Here is a 15,117-nt window from a genome sequence, read left to right as displayed (position 1 = left end):
CGGGCATGATGTATACAAGAACGGCTATGCAAGGTCGGTTATACAAGGGCGACGACGAGGAGTGCACCCGTGAAGATGGGCTTCCGCTGGTACGGCGACGGCAACGACACCGTGACCCTGGAACAGGTACGCCAGATCCCTGGCGTGGAGACCATCGTGTGGAGCCTGCACCACAAGCAGGCCGGTGAGGTGTGGGAGCAGGCGGAGATCGACGCCGAGGTCGAGCGGATCACCGGCCTGTCCGACGAGGTGCGTGCCCAGGGCGTGACACGGACCTTCGACGCCGAGGTGGTCGAGTCGGTCAACGTGCACGAGTCGATCAAGCTCGGCCGGACCGTCCTCGGGATGAGCCGGGACGAGGCGATCGCCAACTACGTGACGACGATCGAGCGGCTCGGTCGCGCCGGCGTCAAGGTGGTCTGCTACAACTTCATGCCCGTCTTCGACTGGCTGCGCACCGACCTGTGGCACCCGTTGCCCGACGGCTCGACCGCGCTGTTCTACGAGAAGGCCGTCGTGGACAAGATGTCGCCCGAGAGCCTCATCGCCGACATGGAGGCGAACACGCACGGGCTCACCCTCCCGGGCTGGGAGCCGGAGCGGCTGGCGAGCTTCAGCGAGCTCAACGCGGCCTACGTGGGCGTGACCCACGACGACATGTACGCCAACTACCGGTACTTCCTCGAGGCGGTGATCCCCACCTGCGAGAAGTACGACGTCAAGCTCGCCGTGCACCCGGACGACCCGCCGTTCGACGTGTTCGGGTGGCCGCGGGTGGTCTCCAGCAAGGAGGGGCTGGCCCGGGTGCTGGACCTGCACCCCAGCCCGTACCACGGCCTGACCCTGTGCCTGGGCAGCTTCTCCGCCAACCCGGAGCATGACGCCGTCGACGCCGTGCGCACCTTCATGGACCGCATCCACTTCTCGCACGTGCGCAACATCAAGCACTTCGACAACGGTGACTTCACCGAGGTGGCGCACCGGGCCGCCGAGGGCAGCGTCGACACGACCGGGATCATGAAGGCGTACGCCGAGGCGGACTACCAGGGCTACATCCGGCCCGACCACGGTCGTCACCTGTGGGACGAGAACACCACGAACAAGCCTCGCCCCGGATACGGGCTCTACGACCGGGCACTCGGTGTGCAGTATCTCCTCGGTGCCTGGGACGCTTTCCGCTACCGGGGCTGAGCGGCAGCACGACCGCGGCGGGGGGCCACGCGCCGTGGGGAACGTCTACCTCGCGGGGGCGTGTTGCTGTGCGCAGACACTGTCTACGCACAGCAACACACCCCCCCGCGAGAGCTACTTCGGGTGCACGCTCCGCCCCGGCGTCCTCGCCGCCCTGGTTACTGGAGAGGGATGTCCTCGTTCGTCCAGAAATCCACGCCTCGCTCGTGCTCGGGGCGCGGGCCGAACCAGCGGCGGTCGGTCTCCGTGATGGTGGTGTCGTTGATGCTTGCCTCGCGGCGGCGCATCAGCCCGGACTCGTCGAACTCCCACAGCTCGTTGCCGTAGCTGCGGAACCACTGCCCGGTCTGGTCGTGCCACTCGTACTGGAAGCGGACGGCGATCCGGTTTCCACCGAAGGCCCACAGGCTCTTGCGCAGTGCGTAGTCCTGTTCGCGTTCCCACTTCGCGGTGAGGAGCTCGACGATCGCCGCGCGGCCGGTGACGAAGGTGTCACGGTTGCGCCACACCGAGTCGGGTGTGTACGCGAGGCTGACGCGGTGCGGGTCGCGGGTGTTCCACGCGTCCTCGGCGGCCTGCACCTTGGTCAGTGCACTGTCGAGGTCGAACGGTGGAAACGGTGGCCGGGACTCGGTCATCGGGAATCTCTCCTCGCTGGATGGACGGAGCGGGTCGGGTGGCGGAGCGCGTCGCGTCAGACGGTGACGCGCGGGGTGACGACCGGCCAGTCGTTCTCGACCTGGCTCAGCACGTTGAAGTAGTTGGTCAGCACGTTGAGCGCGATGTGACCCACCACCTCGCCGATCTCGGTGTCGGTCACGCCGGCCTGGCGGGCGGCCTCGAGGTCCGCGTCGTCGATGGCGCCGCGGGCGCCCAGGACGGCGTTGGACAGGGTCAGCAGAGCGGCGGTGTGCGGGTCGTTCGACTCCGCCGACCGGGCACGCTCGAGCTCGTCGGCCTCGACATGGGCGATGTTGGCGCCGATGTAGGTGTGGGCCGACAGGCAGTACTCGCAGCCGTTGGTCTCCGCGGTCGCAATGGCGAGACGCTCGCGCACCGCCGCCGGGATCACGCCGCCACCCAGGGCCCCCGACAGGGCGAGGTAGCCCTTGAGCAGCGCGGGGCTGTTGGCCATCACCTTGGTCATGTTCGGCGTGACGCCGAGCGACTTCTGCACCTGCGCCAGGAGCTCGGCGGCTGCGCCGGTCGCGGTTGCGGGATCGATCTGAGGCAGCTTCGACATCGGGGTTCCCTCTCCAAATTCTAATGGTTAGCACGTTTGCTAACCGTGAGAGCATCATGCACACATGCCGGGGCATCTGTCAAACGGTTAGAGAGGTCCCTAACCGTTAGGTGCGGTAGACTGGGTGCATGACCCCCACTGCTGAGCCGACCCAGGCACCACTGCTCGGCGAACCGCTTTCCGTAGAACTGATGAACACCGTCTGGGCAGACCGCGGGCACGTCCACGACGCGCTCAGCACCGACGGCGAGGCACTCGCGTGGCTGCGCGCGGTCGGTCCACGCCTCACGGCGATCGCCCCCGACGTCGCCACCTGGCTCACGACCGACCGGCCTGTCGACCTCACCACGACGGCCGCCGACCTGCGCCGACTGCGCGACGCGCTGCGCCGCCTGGCGGCCGACGCCACCCACGACCCCCGGCCCGCCGCCGCGTCCGCCCTGCGCGACCGCGACGCGGCACGCGCGGTGCTCAACCAGGCCGCGGCGGCCGCCCCGCCGTGGCCGGCCCTCGACTGGTCGCCCGACGGCGAACCCGAAAGCACCCTGCACGTCGCGCACCCGGCGGGGGCCGGTATCACCGCACTGCTCGCGACCGAGTTCATCGACCTGCTCACCGGCGAGCAGCGGTCCCAGCTCCGAGCCTGCCTCGCACCCGGATGCGTCCTCTACTTCGCCAAGGACCACAACCGCCGCGAGTGGTGCTCCCCGGGCTGCGGCAACCGCGCCCGCGCCGCCCGCCACTACCAGCGGCGCAAGTCCGCCCAGGCCTGACAGCGCCCACACTTCGTCGACCACATCGTCTGGCCGGCGGGCTCAAGCGCTGAGCGCCGCTGCCCCCGCCTCGAAGAAGATGGCCACGGTGACCGCGCCGGGGTCCTCCACGCCGAGCGCCAGGTCGCCGACGTAGCTGGCGCGACCGCGTGCGGCCAGGAGGTCGGCGGTCGAGGCTGCGCCTGCTCGCGCCGCGCGCGCCGCCGAGGTGAGGGCCTTGTCGACGGTCAGACCGCCGGTGGACGCGTCGAGGAGGGCCTGCGAGGCCGGGGCGAGCGCGTCGATCATGGTGTTGTCCCCGACCGAGGCACCACCGAGCGTCTGGACCTTGGCGAGCCCTGCCGCGACGCCCTGCGCCAGCAGGTCGGTGTCGGTGCCCTCGGTCGCGGTCGACCGCGAGACCGCTCGGAACCACATCCCGAACAGAGGGCCGCTGGTGCCCCCGGTGGCGAGGAACCCGTTGGCAGTGGCTGTGAACACCGATGCGAAGGTCGCGTCGTCGGCGGTGGGCAGCTCGGCAACGACCTTGCGCAGTGCCGAGGCGATGTTCGTGCCGAAGTCGCCGTCGCCGGCCTGGCGGTCGAGGTCCGTGAGCGCCTGCTGGGCGGCGTGGAAGTCCTCGGTGAACGTGTTCATCCAGCTCAGGGCGAGTGCGCCGTCGATGTGGTCGGTCATGTCTGTCTCCTGTGCTCGGTGTCGGTGTCGGTGTCGGACTGCGCGGTGTCGGACTGCGCGGTGCGGGTCACCAGGTGAGGGACGGCGTCCGCACCGGTGCGTCCCACGCGCTGACGAGGTCGTCGTCGGCGACGGTGAGGGTGACCGAGGCGCCGTGCATGTCCAGCGACGTCACGTAGGAACCGGTCAGGGTGCGGGCCACGGTGATGCCACGCGCGGCGAGAAGCCGGTGGACCTGGCGGGTGATGACGGCCAGCTCGAGCGGGTAGGTGCTGCCCAGGCCGTTGACCACGGCGATCACGCCGTCCCCGCGCCCCAGCGAGAGGTCCTGCACCAGGGGGTCGACCAGCTGCTCGACCAGCTCGTCGGCCGACGCGAACGGGATGCGGCCCGTGCCACGCTCACCGTGGATGCCGACCCCGAACTCGACCTGGTCGTCGGGCAGGTCGAAGGCGGGCCGGGACTCGCCAGGATGCGTGCAGGCGTCGAGGGCGATGGCGAGGCTACGGGACCGGGCCACCACGTCCCGGCCGCGGGCGGCGACCGTCGGCAGGTCGGCGCCGGCCTCGGCGAGCGCGCCACAGACCTTCTCGACGACGACCGTCGCCGCGGTCCCCCGTCGGCCGGGGCCGCCGTTCGTGCTGGTGGTGGCGAGGTCGTCGTCGACGAGCACCGACTCGACGGAGACGTCGTCCTCGGCGAGCTCGGCGGCGATCTGGAAGTTGAGCACGTCCCCGGTGTAGTTCTTCACGATGTGCAGCACCCCGGCACCGCTGTCGGCCAGCAGTGTTCCCGCGCGGACCTGGCTGGCGGTGGGGCTGGCGAACACCGCGCCGGCGACTGCGACGTCGAGCATCCCGGCCCCGACGAGGCCGGCGTGCAGCGGCTCGTGCCCGGATCCGCCACCGGACAGCAGTCCGACCTTCTGGGTGGCGGGCTCGGCGCGTGAGACCAGGCGCTCGGACGGGTCGAGCTTCAGCAGACGCGGGTTGGCCAGCACGAGGCCCTCGAGGGCCTCGTCGATGACGTCGTCCGGGGCGTTGACGAACTGACGGCGTGCAGGCGTTGACATGGCTGCTCTCCCTTGAACGACGGTGCGACCGACTTCGGCCTCACCGAATGGCATTCGGCATTATCGAATGCTGTCTCCGCAGGGAGATGTTGTCAAGAGGGGTGGAACCGGAGTTGGCTGCTCGTGTCGAGTGCCGGGCAGGGGCGAAGCGCCGGCCTATTCCTGGGCGACGGCCTCGGCGAGGGCGATGACCAGCATCGTCGCCGACGCGGCCCCAGGGTCCACGTGACCGATCGATCGCTCGCCCAGGTAGCTGGCCCGGCCCTTGCGCGCCAGCATCGGCGCGGTCGCCTCGCGTCCCGTGACGGCCGCCGCCGCGGCGGCAGCGGTCGCGGGTCCGAGCCCTGCGCCGTCGTCGGCCGCCTTCCGCAGTATCTCGACCGCGGGGTCGAGTGCGTCGAACATCGTCTTGTCGCCGCTCTCCGAGCTGCCCCGCCGCACCAGCTCGACCAGCCCCGCCCGCAGGCTGTCGGCCAGCTCGTCGGCATTCAGCCGGGTGCGCTCGCCGGCGGCAGCACCGGCCCCCAGGAACAGGGCACTGTACAGCGGGCCGGCCGCCCCGCCGAGGGAGGTGAGCAGGTCGTTGCCGACGTGCTGGAGGAGGGCGCCGGTCGAAGCGTCGGGCCCGGTGGCCTGGCGCTGCAGCATCTCGACCACCTGTGCCAGGCCGCGGTCCATGTTCACTCCGTGGTCCGCGTCGCCGATGGCCGAGTCGAGCTCGGTCAGGTAGGCGCGCTGCTTGGCGACGATGTCGTGAAACCGGGCCAACCAGTCGATGATCACCTCGTTGGTCACTGCGGTGGCCATGCTCTGTCCTCCCGTGAAGCTCCCGATGCGTGGCACCGGATCGGTGACACCGTGCGCCGGTCCCTGTACGAGCGTGCCATACGGTGAATGCCCCGGCCTGCGGGTGCGGCCGACGGCGACAGCAGGTCCCGTCGTCGGAACCTCATTCGGTGATGCCGAAGCCTCTCCGCTGTCGTGGGACCGTGTCAAGGCTCCTGTGTACGGTTGCCCACAGGGCTCCTCATGCAGAGGTGGAATCCGAGGAGGGACAGACCCGTGATCCAGGCCATCGACCGTGCCGCCATGGTCCTGTCGTCGTTGCAGGGGGCGCGGCGGCTGGGGATCTCCGAGCTGTCGACCGCGCTTGCCCTGCCCCCGTCGACGGTGCACGGCATCGTCAAGTCGCTCCAGCAGCACGGCTTGGTCGCCAAGGAGCCCGGGGGCAACAGATACATGCTCGGGCCGGCGTTGCTGAAGCTGAGCAACGTCTACCTCGACACCCTGGACGTGCGGGCGCGTGGCATGCGGTGGACCCATGAGCTCGCTCGGCGCACCGGTCTGGCGGTGCGTCTGGGGGTCCGGCTGCTGGACGAGGTCGTCATCATCCATCACGACAGCCGGCCCGACGGCAGCGAGCAGATGCCGGAGACGGGCCTGGCGATCCCCGCGCACGCCTCGGCCATGGGCAAGGTCCTGCTCGCCTACCAGCCGCACGACCAGACGGCGTCGCTGAGTCTCCGCAGCCTGACCGGGGACACCATCACCGATCCGGGAGTGTTCCGCGCCGACCTCGAGAAGGTCGTCGACGAGGCCCTGGCGACGGAGAAGAACGAGGCGATCCTGGGGGAGTCCTCCGCCGGGGCGCCGGTGGTCGACCACTCCGGTGCGGTCGTCGCGGCCGTGGCCGTGGTCATGCCGACCACCGAGTTTCCCCCCGCACCGACGGTGCTCAACGACCTGCGCGAGACGGCCCGCAACATCTCCCGCGAGCTGGGTGCGGCCCAGTGGCCGCCGTCAGCGACTCTGGTCCGATGACCGCACCGGCGTGGACATCGGCACGGGCGGCGGCACGATGAGGTATGGGAGCGCGAACCCGGCCGGGTACTGATGGCGTGTCGTGCTCCGCGCAGGGGTGCGGACCGCGTTGAAGTACGCGATGGTGTTTCTCCGCCGCGATCGGCGCGGCCCGACGGAGGTGTGCGCGTGTCCGAGAAATCCTTTCCGGATGCCCCCGACGCAGCCCGGCGGGCCCAGAACAATGATGCCGTGCGGGGCCTGGCCCGCGGGGGCTACGTCGCCTCGGGCGTGCTTCACCTGCTGGTCGGGTGGCTGGCGGTCCAGCTCGCGCTGGGCAGGCCCGCGGCACAGGCCGACGGATCGGGAGCCTTCCGCATGCTGGCCCAGATGCCGGCCGGCGACGTCGTGCTCTGGGCGGTTGCCCTGGGGTTCGCCGCGCTGACGGTGTGGCAGCTCGCAACGGCCGTCGTGGGAGTGCCGAACACGAAGCACCAGGCGGCGGCACGTGCCAAGAGTGTCGCCAAGAGCGTGCTCTACGGGGTGCTGGCGGCGACCGGCGTCCGGAACGTGCAGGGTGCGGGCGGATCGAGCAGCAGCGAGGAGAGCATGACCGCCGGCGTCCTTGGCATGCCGGGTGGTCCCTGGCTGGTTGGCCTCGCGGGTCTGGCCATCGTCGCTGTCGGCGGCTACCACGTCGTCAAGGGGGTGCGGAAGAAGTTCCTGGACGACCTGACCGGGACGGGCGGCAGTTCCGTCCGCCCGGTCGTGGTGCGGCTCGGCCAGGTGGGCTACGTCGCCAAGGGGATCGCGCTCGGTGTCGTCGGTGGTCTGCTCGTGGCCGCTGCGGTGACAACGAATCCGTCGCGGGCCGGTGGGCTGGACGAGGCGCTGCGCACCATGCGCGACCAGCCGTTCGGCACGGCGCTGCTCCTGGTGATCGGGCTAGGGATCGCCGCCTTCGGCGGCTACTCGTTCGCGCGTGCCCGCTTTGCCCGGCTCTGAGCCGGACGCCGCCGGAACGGGGCGAGCGTGCACGGATCTGATCGGCTGCGCGCCCTCAGACCGTCTCGGCGCGCTTCTTGCGGGCGAACCGTGCCGGCAGGTCGGGTCCGTCCCACACCTGGATCGCGCGCCAGAGCGACGCGGCGATGGGCACGGCGAGCACGGCGCCGGTGATACCGACGAGCACCGTCCCCGTCGTCAGGGCGAACAGGATCACGAGCGGGTGCAGCCGCAGGGTCCTGCCCATGACGATCGGCTGGAGGAAGTCGCCCTCGAGCTGGTTCACGCCCACGACGATGGCGACGACGATGAGCGCCTCGACCGGTCCGACGGCGACGAGGGTGACCAACGCCGCGAGGATGCCGGCCAGGGTGGCGCCGACCAGCGGGATGAAGGCGAGCAGGAAGACGAGCACCGACAGCGGGATGACGAGCGGCACGCCCACGATCGCGAGGCCGATCCCGATGCCGACCGCGTCGACGGTCGCCACGATCGCCGTTCCCCGCACGTAGCCGCCGAGCGTGCGGATGGTCGCGCCGCCGACCCGCTGCCCGCGCTCGTACCGGTGCCCCTCGAACGGTCGCAGCAGGAACTCCCACATCGCGGGGCCGTCCTTCAGGAAGAAGAACAGCACGACGATCATGATGAAGAAGCCCGCGACGAAGTCGGCTGTCTGTGAGACACCGGCGATGGCACCGGAGCCCACGGCGTCGGACTGCAGCAGGCTCACGGCGGACTCGCGCACCGACGCGATCTGCTCGTCGGTGATGTTGAAGGGCAGGTTCTGGATGTAGGTCTGCAGGGAGTCGAAGCCGTCCAGGGCCTGGCTCCGCAGCTCGTCCCACTGGTCCACGACGGCCAGCACGACGAGCCACACGATCGCCGACAGCAGCGCGACCAGCGTCAGGAGCGAGATCCACGTCGCGAGCAGCGGCGGCAGTCCGTGGCCTCGCAGGAATGCGACCAGCGGGTAGATCGCCGCGGCCAGCACGAGCGCGATGAGGACGGGGACCACGACCAAGGTCAGGCGGGTGCCCACGAAGCCGAAGACGGCGACGACCGCGACGACCGCGAGGATCTGCAGCGACCGCGTGCCGACGCGGCCGAAGCCGTCCGACCACAGCCGGGACGCGCCGCGATCGACGTGTCCGTCGTGCTCGGCGGGCGGCCGCGCCTCGACGTCCGGACGGGCGGGGGGCGGTGTGCGGCGGCGGAAGAGACCCATCGTCTGACCTCCTTGTACTAGGTCCGGCGGGCGCCGGATGTGTTGACGCTATTGCGGCCGGGCCCAGGTCGCGCGGTGGCCTCAGCGGAAGACGGCCGATGTTCTGCCGGTAGGTTCGCGGGACTGGTCGAGATCAGTCGATCGACCGGGTCCCGCGTGGTGATGCCGACACACCTCCGGTCTTCTCCAGGAACCGCTCTGCGGGTTCGACTATGCGTTCGGCAGCCGGAATCGCGTCGGCGACGTCATCCATGGTTGCTGTCGGTCGGTACTCCTCGCGGTACTCCGTGTCGTTGTGCGCGCGGCGTCGTACGCCATCACGAATGCTGCGGCGACATCGTCTGTCGTCGCGAGCAACCGGGCAGAACCCAGATGCTTCCGAGCCTCCGCAAGGATCGCCAGCGCATGGCCGGGGTTGGCATTGACCTGCTCGATCTGGCCGCGTCCGAGCAGATAGGCGGTGGCCGGTGCATCTGGCCGCCAGGCAAGTCCTGCGGCGCTCTGCTCACGTGGACCGTTCGCTGGAACTTTCCCCGCCCGGACGGCCGGTCTGCGCCCCCGTCAACTGAACTTTCGGACGCGATGCGACCGTGGCAAGGAACGGATCGGTCCTCGCCGCCCACGCTTCAGTCGACGTCCGATGGACATTGACCTCGGTATGCAACCTCGCACTCGCCGCCTCGGCGACATCGAGTAGGTCCGTGCGTGACGCCGTGCCGACCACCAGAACGTCGAGATCCCGTGGCGGCGGGCCGGGCTGGCCCGCACGGCGCGCCGCCCACGATCCGTAGAGGTAAGACTCAACGACACCGGAGACGTCGGCAAGCAAGCCCTGCAATACGGGCACGGGCCCATAGGTTTCAATGACGAGCTGCGACATCAAAGACCACAAGGGATGCTCTGTGTTTGCGCGGACGAGCCGGTTGTTGCCGTCTCGTCGGTCATGCAAGACATCGGCTTCGATGAGTCGTGTGAGTTCGCGGTGTGCAACGGCTGGCAAGACACCTGCTCTGCGCGCCACCGATGCGAAGGAGAGTTCGACGGCAGGGTCGAGCATCGTCTCCGCGAGAATCGCACCCTGTGCGTCCGAGCGGAGGAACGGTGTCAGCGCGGAGTGCCCGGTCTTCACATAACGTGATGCTACGTTCACGTTATGTGAATGGCAGTCTGGCGGCCCGACCTGTTGACGCGCAGTTCAGAATGCGCGAAGACCGGGTTTGAGCGCGGCTATCGCGGCGGACGGGTCATCCTGATCGCTTGAGCACCGTCGTCGATCCTGCTCCGCCCGTCGGTCAGGCCCCGCGCCTTGCTCATCGCCGCGTGCTGGCCACGAGCCATGAGAAGAGTTGGCTGCGCGTCGACAACCGGTGCAACGCCGTCACACCTGCATGTCGACGAACCGCTGGTAGTGGCCCTGGAACGCCACGGTGATCACGTCGGTGGGCCCGTTACGGTGCTTGGCCACGATGAAGTCCGCTTCGCCGGCGCGCGGTGACTCTTTCTCGTAGGCGTCCTCACGGTGCAAAAGGATCACAACGTCGGCATCTTGCTCAATTGACCCACTTTCGCGCAAGTCTGACATCTGCGGCTTCTTGTCGCTGCGCTGCTCAGCGCCACGGTTCAGCTGCGAGATCGCGATCACGGGCACCTCGAGCTCCTTCGCGAGGAGCTTGAGCGAACGCGAGAACTCGGAGACCTCCTGCTGACGCGACTCGACGCGCTTGCCGGACGACATCAGCTGGAGGTAGTCGATGACCACGAGCTTGAGGTCGTGCTTCTGCTTGAGCCGTCGGCACTTGGCGCGGATCTCCATCAGCGACATGTTCGGCGAGTCGTCGACGAACAGGGGCGCGTCGGAGACCTTGCCCATGGTCGCGGCGAGCTTCTGCCAGTCACCGTCGTCCATGTTGCCGCTGCGCATCTTGGTGAGTGGCACGCGAGCCTCGGCAGCAAGCATTCGCATGACGATCTCGTTGCGGCTCATCTCCAGGGAGAAGATGACTGCGGCCTGGTTGTGATGAATCGCTGCGTGGGCGGCGACGTTGATACCAAGAACCGAGTTGTGGGTCGGGACCATCGACCGGCTCGCCAGATAGAGGTGCGACGGGTGCTCCACCTCGACGCAGCGGACGGCTACCGACTCGATCTGCCGGACGGACTTGAACCCGAAGACCTGGCGCGCGCCGGCGTGGCCTGGCCCGATGGACAGGTCAGCGCCACCGGCGAGCTTCCCAGCGATCTCTTCGGTTGTCAGGATCTGAGCGTCGGCCGCCGCGCCGACGGCCCACTGGTGCTGAGCATCCGCCACGATCACCGTGCCGTCGTCGAACTCCACCTCGTAGGTGGGGCGACCGTGCATGACCTCGGTCGCCCCGACCACCCGTGTCGGGGTGCCGTCCGCAGCCAGGATCATTTCGCCGACGGCGACCTCGCCCATGGTGGTCCATCCGGTGGGCGTCGGAAGTGGTGTGTCGAGGGCCAGCGCCTTACCCACTGCAGGTCGGGCAGCCACGACGATCATCTGGCCGCCGTGCAGGCCGTTCGTCAGGCGGTCGAAGTCCGAGTACCCGGTGGGCACGCCGGTGAGTCCCTCACCACGGCCCTGTGCGGCGTCGATCTCGTCGAACGTCGGTCCGATGATGTCGGCCAGCGGCAGGTAGTCCTCCGACGCCCGGCGTTCGGTCACCGCGTAGACCTCGGCCTGCGCGTTGTTGACGACGTCGTCCACCTCGCCGCCGTCGGTGGCATAGCCCATCTGGACGATGCGGGTGCCCGCCTCGACCAGGCGGCGCATGATGGCGCGCTCGCGCACGATCCGGGCGTAGTAGCCGGCGTTCGCGGCCGTGGGCACACCGGCCATCAGGTCGTGGAGGTACGGGGCACCGCCGACCCGGGCGTGCTCGCCGCGACGCTGCAGCTCGGCGAGCACCGTGATGGCGTCGGCCGGCTCGCCCCGACCGTAGAGGTCGATGATCGCGTCGTAGACGGCCTCGTGCGCCGGGCGGTAGAAGTCGTTGCCGCGGATCTGCTCGATCACGTCGGCGATCGCGTCCTTGGACAGCAGCATGCTGCCCAGCACGCTCATCTCGGCGGCGATGTCCTGTGGCGGCGTGCGGTCGAGGCCGGGGTTCCGGCCGGAATAGCTCGACTCGAGCTCCTCGATCGACATCCGCACCTCCTGCCTTCCTCGTCTCATGACACCCCGGCGCACGCTGCGCGCGCGCTCGGTCGGCGTCCTACATCTGTTCTACTCCTCGCCGCTCGGCACTCTCGGGACGTCGACCACGACACGCCTTTGTGTCGTGCGCGACGGTCCCGAGGGCATCGGGCCGGCAAGGAGGTTCCGCTGACGGTAAGCCCCTGTGGACCCCGACGCAATGAGACCTGTGGACAGGCCTGTGTACATCATGTGGAAAGGTGGCCCTCGCCTGTGTACAGCAGGGTGGACAACCCTGTCCCCAGCTGTGGATAAACCCTGTGTAAAACGTCACCATGTGGTCTGACCTGCGTCGACGTAACCCCCAGCCTGTGGAGGAAAGAAAGTTGGGCGAGCCTCGCCACACCCCGGGTCTTCCGCGGTCGATCGACCGGGAGATCCTCGCCCTCGCGGTACCCGCGCTCGGGGCGCTCGTCGCCGAGCCGGTCTTCGTGCTCGTGGACAGTGCGGTGGTGGGGCACCTCGGCACCGCCCAGCTGGCCGGCCTCTCGCTCGCGAGCAACGTGCTGCTCACGCTCGTCGGCCTGTGCATCTTTCTCGCGTACACGACCACGGCGTCGGTGGCCCGGCTCACGGGCGCGGGCAAGGAACGCGCGGCGCTGCAGTCGGGCATCGACGGGATCTGGCTCGCCCTCGGGATCGGTGCCGTCCTGGTCGCCGCGCTGCTGCTCGGTGCCCCGCTGATGGTGACCGCCCTGGGAGCCGACGGCGACGTCGCCCAGCACGCGGTGACCTACCTGCGGTGGTCGGCTCCCGGGCTCGCCGGGATGCTCGTGGTCCAGGCTGCGACGGGCGTGCTCCGCGGCTTGCGCGACACCCGCACGCCGCTCGTCGTCGCGGCCTCCGGTGCCCTGCTGAACACCGTGCTGAACGTGGCGCTCGTGTACGGGGTGGGGATGGGGATCGCCGGTTCCGGCCTCGGGACGGCCATCACCCAGCTGCTCATGGCAGTGGTGCTCGGCGTCATCGTGGTGCGTGGAGCCCGGAGCCGCGGTGCGAGCCTGCGCCCGCACCGGGCGGGCATCCTGTCGGGTGCTCGTGCGGGCGTACCGCTGGTGATCCGGACCTTGAGCCTGCGCGCGGCGATCCTGATCACGGTGGTCGTCGCGACCGACCTGGGGGCCGTCGCCCTCGCCGGGCACCAGGTGGTGAGCTCGCTGTGGGGCCTCGCGGCGTTCGCGCTCGACGCGCTCGCCATCGCGGCACAGGCGCTCGTGGGCCACGGCCTCGGTGCGGGCGACGTCGGCCACGTCCGGCTGCTGCTGCGCCGGTGCCTGCGCTGGGGGATCGGGTCGGGCGCCGCGATCGGTGTCGTCCTGGCGGCGTCGGGCTGGTGGATCGCTCCCCTCTTCTCGCCCGATCCCGACGTGCGCGTCGCGATCACCCTCGGCATCGCGGTGTGCGGGGTGCTCATGCCGATGGCGGGCTGGGTCTTCGTGCTGGACGGCGTGCTCATCGGTGCGGGCGACGGCCGCTACCTCGCCTGGGCGGGCATGGCGACGCTGGTGGTCTACCTGCCGTTCGCCCTCGCCGTCTCGGCCTGGGCGCCCGACGGCGCGCGCGGGCTCGCCTGGCTCTGGCTCGCGTTCGCCGGCGTGTTCATGGCGGCCCGAGCCGTGACGACCGGGTGGCGCGCCCGCGGTGACCACTGGCTCGTCACGGGAGCATGACCGAGGCCGGACCCCCGCCGGACCGCCTAGACCCGCACGTTGAGCCGGTAGCCCACGCCACGCACCGAGGCGACCTCCACGTCGCGCACCGGCGCCAGCCGCTTGCGCAGCCGCTTCACCGCCGACGTCACCGGGTCGGAGTCGCCGAGGTAGGGCAGCTGCCACACCCGTGCGGTGAGCTCGGCGAACGACCACACGCGCCCTGCCTCCAGGGCGAGCGTCGCGAGCAGGTCGAACTCGCGTGCCGACAGGTAGACCCGCCGGCCGAGCGCCGTGACCTCCCGGCCGGCCAGATCCACGAGCAGCGGTCCCGCCACCAGCGGTTCGACGGTGGGCGGCGCGACCATCGGCACCGAGCCGGTGACGGCGGACACGGCACCCGTGTCCGTGCGTCGTGGGCGGGGTCCGGGGCCGGGGCCGTAGCCGGTGCCGCCCGTGGCGGGCCCGGCGGTCCCGGTCGCGGGCCGTCGTGGTGCCGGGAGGGTCGCGTGCAGCACGGGTTGTGCCAGCACGCTGCCCGATGCCGGCCGGAACCGTCCGCGGCGACCGGCCGCCCCCGCGTCGGGCCGCCCGGGAACCGGAGGTGGCGCAGCGGCCGGGGACACTGCCGGCGAAGGCTGCTCCGCGGCGCGGGACGACGCCTCCGTGGGGTTGTCGCGCTCGGGGAAGCGGCCGCCGGGATGCTCCGGGAAGTGCCGGCCATAGGTCTGGTCGGCCGTCGGGCCGGGGTTGTCGTAGCGCTCGGACTGCGCGTCGCCACCACGCCGGCCGACGACGCCGTCGGTCCGCCGGGGCGCGGCCTGGTTGTCCAGGACGGCGCGGGCGCCCTCTGCGTCGGGCGTGGCGAGCACCGTTGCTCGGCCACGGAGCAGATGAGCGATCTCGATGATCTGGTCGGAAGGGAGGCCTACGCAGACGACGAGGCCTGGGGCGGAACCTGGTGCGGGGTCGAACGTCACGTGCGTCACCCTCCATGGGTCGGCCGTTCAGGTGCGTCCGGGTCGGACCCGGGCAACGCGTGTCAGTTTGCCCCCGAGTCGTACCGTTGAGGTCAATTTTTCGTTACCTCCCGGTTGCGTGCCGGAAATGACACATTCCCGCCTGGTTGGCGCTTTTACGCCAGTGGTGTCCTGATAGCGGGTGAATTCCTGTGATAGCCAGGGTGAAAAAAGCGGCCGACTATTGACAAGGGCAATTGCCGTTTGGTCGACCACATTTTGACCGACAAATGACCCACGCCTGACCG

14 protein-coding genes are annotated in these 15,117 nt (G+C 69.9%); 5 read left to right on the top strand and 9 right to left on the bottom strand.

Features of this window, described 5'->3' with window-relative positions:
- Nucleotides 1-75: 75 nt before the first annotated feature.
- On the top strand, nt 76-1,191 hold the full coding sequence (locus tag ACFSL2_RS16930) for a mannonate dehydratase (protein WP_377200843.1): 1,116 nt from the start codon (nt 76-78) through the stop codon (nt 1,189-1,191).
- A 158-nt stretch (nt 1,192-1,349) separates the two neighbouring features.
- Here the strand turns inward: ACFSL2_RS16930 and ACFSL2_RS16925 are convergent, their stop codons facing one another.
- Both ACFSL2_RS16925 and ACFSL2_RS16920 read right to left on the bottom strand, forming a co-directional pair.
- A complete protein-coding gene (locus tag ACFSL2_RS16925) occupies nt 1,350-1,829 on the bottom strand; it encodes a nuclear transport factor 2 family protein (RefSeq protein WP_377198957.1) in 480 nt (159 codons plus the stop codon).
- 56 nt (nt 1,830-1,885) lie between these two features.
- The gene (locus ACFSL2_RS16920; protein ID WP_377198956.1) at nt 1,886-2,434 is read right to left on the bottom strand and encodes a carboxymuconolactone decarboxylase family protein; all 549 of its coding nucleotides are present in this window, start codon (nt 2,432-2,434) and stop codon (nt 1,886-1,888) included.
- A gap of 128 nt (nt 2,435-2,562) precedes the next feature.
- Here ACFSL2_RS16920 and ACFSL2_RS16915 point away from each other — a divergent pair, with 128 nt between their 5' ends.
- Nucleotides 2,563-3,207, top strand: coding sequence for a CGNR zinc finger domain-containing protein (locus ACFSL2_RS16915; RefSeq protein WP_377198955.1), 645 nt, complete (start codon nt 2,563-2,565; stop codon nt 3,205-3,207).
- A 42-nt stretch (nt 3,208-3,249) separates the two neighbouring features.
- Here the strand turns inward: ACFSL2_RS16915 and dhaL (ACFSL2_RS16910) are convergent, their stop codons facing one another.
- The 3 genes from dhaL (ACFSL2_RS16910) to dhaL (ACFSL2_RS16900) all read right to left on the bottom strand — a co-directional run bounded on the left by dhaL (ACFSL2_RS16910) (nt 3,250) and on the right by dhaL (ACFSL2_RS16900) (nt 5,761).
- Nucleotides 3,250-3,882: a dihydroxyacetone kinase subunit DhaL gene (gene dhaL / locus ACFSL2_RS16910; protein WP_377198954.1), complete on the bottom strand. Its 633-nt coding sequence runs from the start codon at nt 3,880-3,882 to the stop codon at nt 3,250-3,252.
- A 67-nt stretch (nt 3,883-3,949) separates the two neighbouring features.
- The gene (locus ACFSL2_RS16905; RefSeq protein ID WP_377198953.1) at nt 3,950-4,954 is read right to left on the bottom strand and encodes a dihydroxyacetone kinase subunit DhaK; all 1,005 of its coding nucleotides are present in this window, start codon (nt 4,952-4,954) and stop codon (nt 3,950-3,952) included.
- Between the two features lie 156 nt (nt 4,955-5,110).
- Complete coding sequence (gene dhaL, locus ACFSL2_RS16900) at nt 5,111-5,761, bottom strand: dihydroxyacetone kinase subunit DhaL (RefSeq protein WP_377198952.1); 651 nt, start codon at nt 5,759-5,761, stop codon at nt 5,111-5,113.
- Between the two features lie 255 nt (nt 5,762-6,016).
- On the opposite strand from dhaL (ACFSL2_RS16900), the gene ACFSL2_RS16895 reads away from it, so the two are divergent.
- Nucleotides 6,017-6,775 carry an IclR family transcriptional regulator gene (locus ACFSL2_RS16895; protein ID WP_377198951.1) on the top strand — a complete coding sequence of 253 codons (759 nt, stop codon included), beginning with the start codon at nt 6,017-6,019 and terminating at the stop codon, nt 6,773-6,775.
- Nucleotides 6,776-6,943: 168 nt separating this feature from the next.
- The gene (locus ACFSL2_RS16890; protein WP_377198950.1) at nt 6,944-7,759 is read left to right on the top strand and encodes a DUF1206 domain-containing protein; all 816 of its coding nucleotides are present in this window, start codon (nt 6,944-6,946) and stop codon (nt 7,757-7,759) included.
- A gap of 55 nt (nt 7,760-7,814) precedes the next feature.
- Here the strand turns inward: ACFSL2_RS16890 and ACFSL2_RS16885 are convergent, their stop codons facing one another.
- The 3 genes from ACFSL2_RS16885 to dnaB form a co-directional block, all read right to left on the bottom strand.
- Nucleotides 7,815-8,984 carry an AI-2E family transporter gene (locus ACFSL2_RS16885; RefSeq protein WP_377198949.1) on the bottom strand — a complete coding sequence of 390 codons (1,170 nt, stop codon included), beginning with the start codon at nt 8,982-8,984 and terminating at the stop codon, nt 7,815-7,817.
- Nucleotides 8,985-9,489: 505 nt separating this feature from the next.
- Nucleotides 9,490-10,113, bottom strand: a complete 624-nt coding sequence (locus ACFSL2_RS16880) for a hypothetical protein (protein ID WP_377198948.1) — start codon at nt 10,111-10,113, stop codon at nt 9,490-9,492.
- Between the two features lie 249 nt (nt 10,114-10,362).
- Nucleotides 10,363-12,153 (bottom strand): replicative DNA helicase, encoded by a 1,791-nt coding sequence (gene dnaB / locus ACFSL2_RS16875; RefSeq protein ID WP_377198947.1) that lies wholly within the window; start codon nt 12,151-12,153, stop codon nt 10,363-10,365.
- Between the two features lie 374 nt (nt 12,154-12,527).
- On the opposite strand from dnaB, the gene ACFSL2_RS16870 reads away from it, so the two are divergent.
- Nucleotides 12,528-13,871, top strand: coding sequence for an MATE family efflux transporter (locus tag ACFSL2_RS16870; RefSeq protein ID WP_377198946.1), 1,344 nt, complete (start codon nt 12,528-12,530; stop codon nt 13,869-13,871).
- Between the two features lie 26 nt (nt 13,872-13,897).
- On the opposite strand, the gene ACFSL2_RS16865 is transcribed toward ACFSL2_RS16870, so the two are convergent.
- Nucleotides 13,898-14,830, bottom strand: a complete 933-nt coding sequence (locus ACFSL2_RS16865) for a winged helix-turn-helix domain-containing protein (protein WP_377198945.1) — start codon at nt 14,828-14,830, stop codon at nt 13,898-13,900.
- Nucleotides 14,831-15,117 lie beyond the last annotated feature (287 nt).

It is taken from the genome of Promicromonospora aerolata (genome assembly GCF_042682255.1).
Taxonomy (GTDB): domain Bacteria; phylum Actinomycetota; class Actinomycetes; order Actinomycetales; family Cellulomonadaceae; genus Promicromonospora; species Promicromonospora aerolata.
The sequence above is the reverse complement of the archived record's forward strand: the minus strand, read 5'-3'. Positions and strand labels throughout refer to the sequence as shown.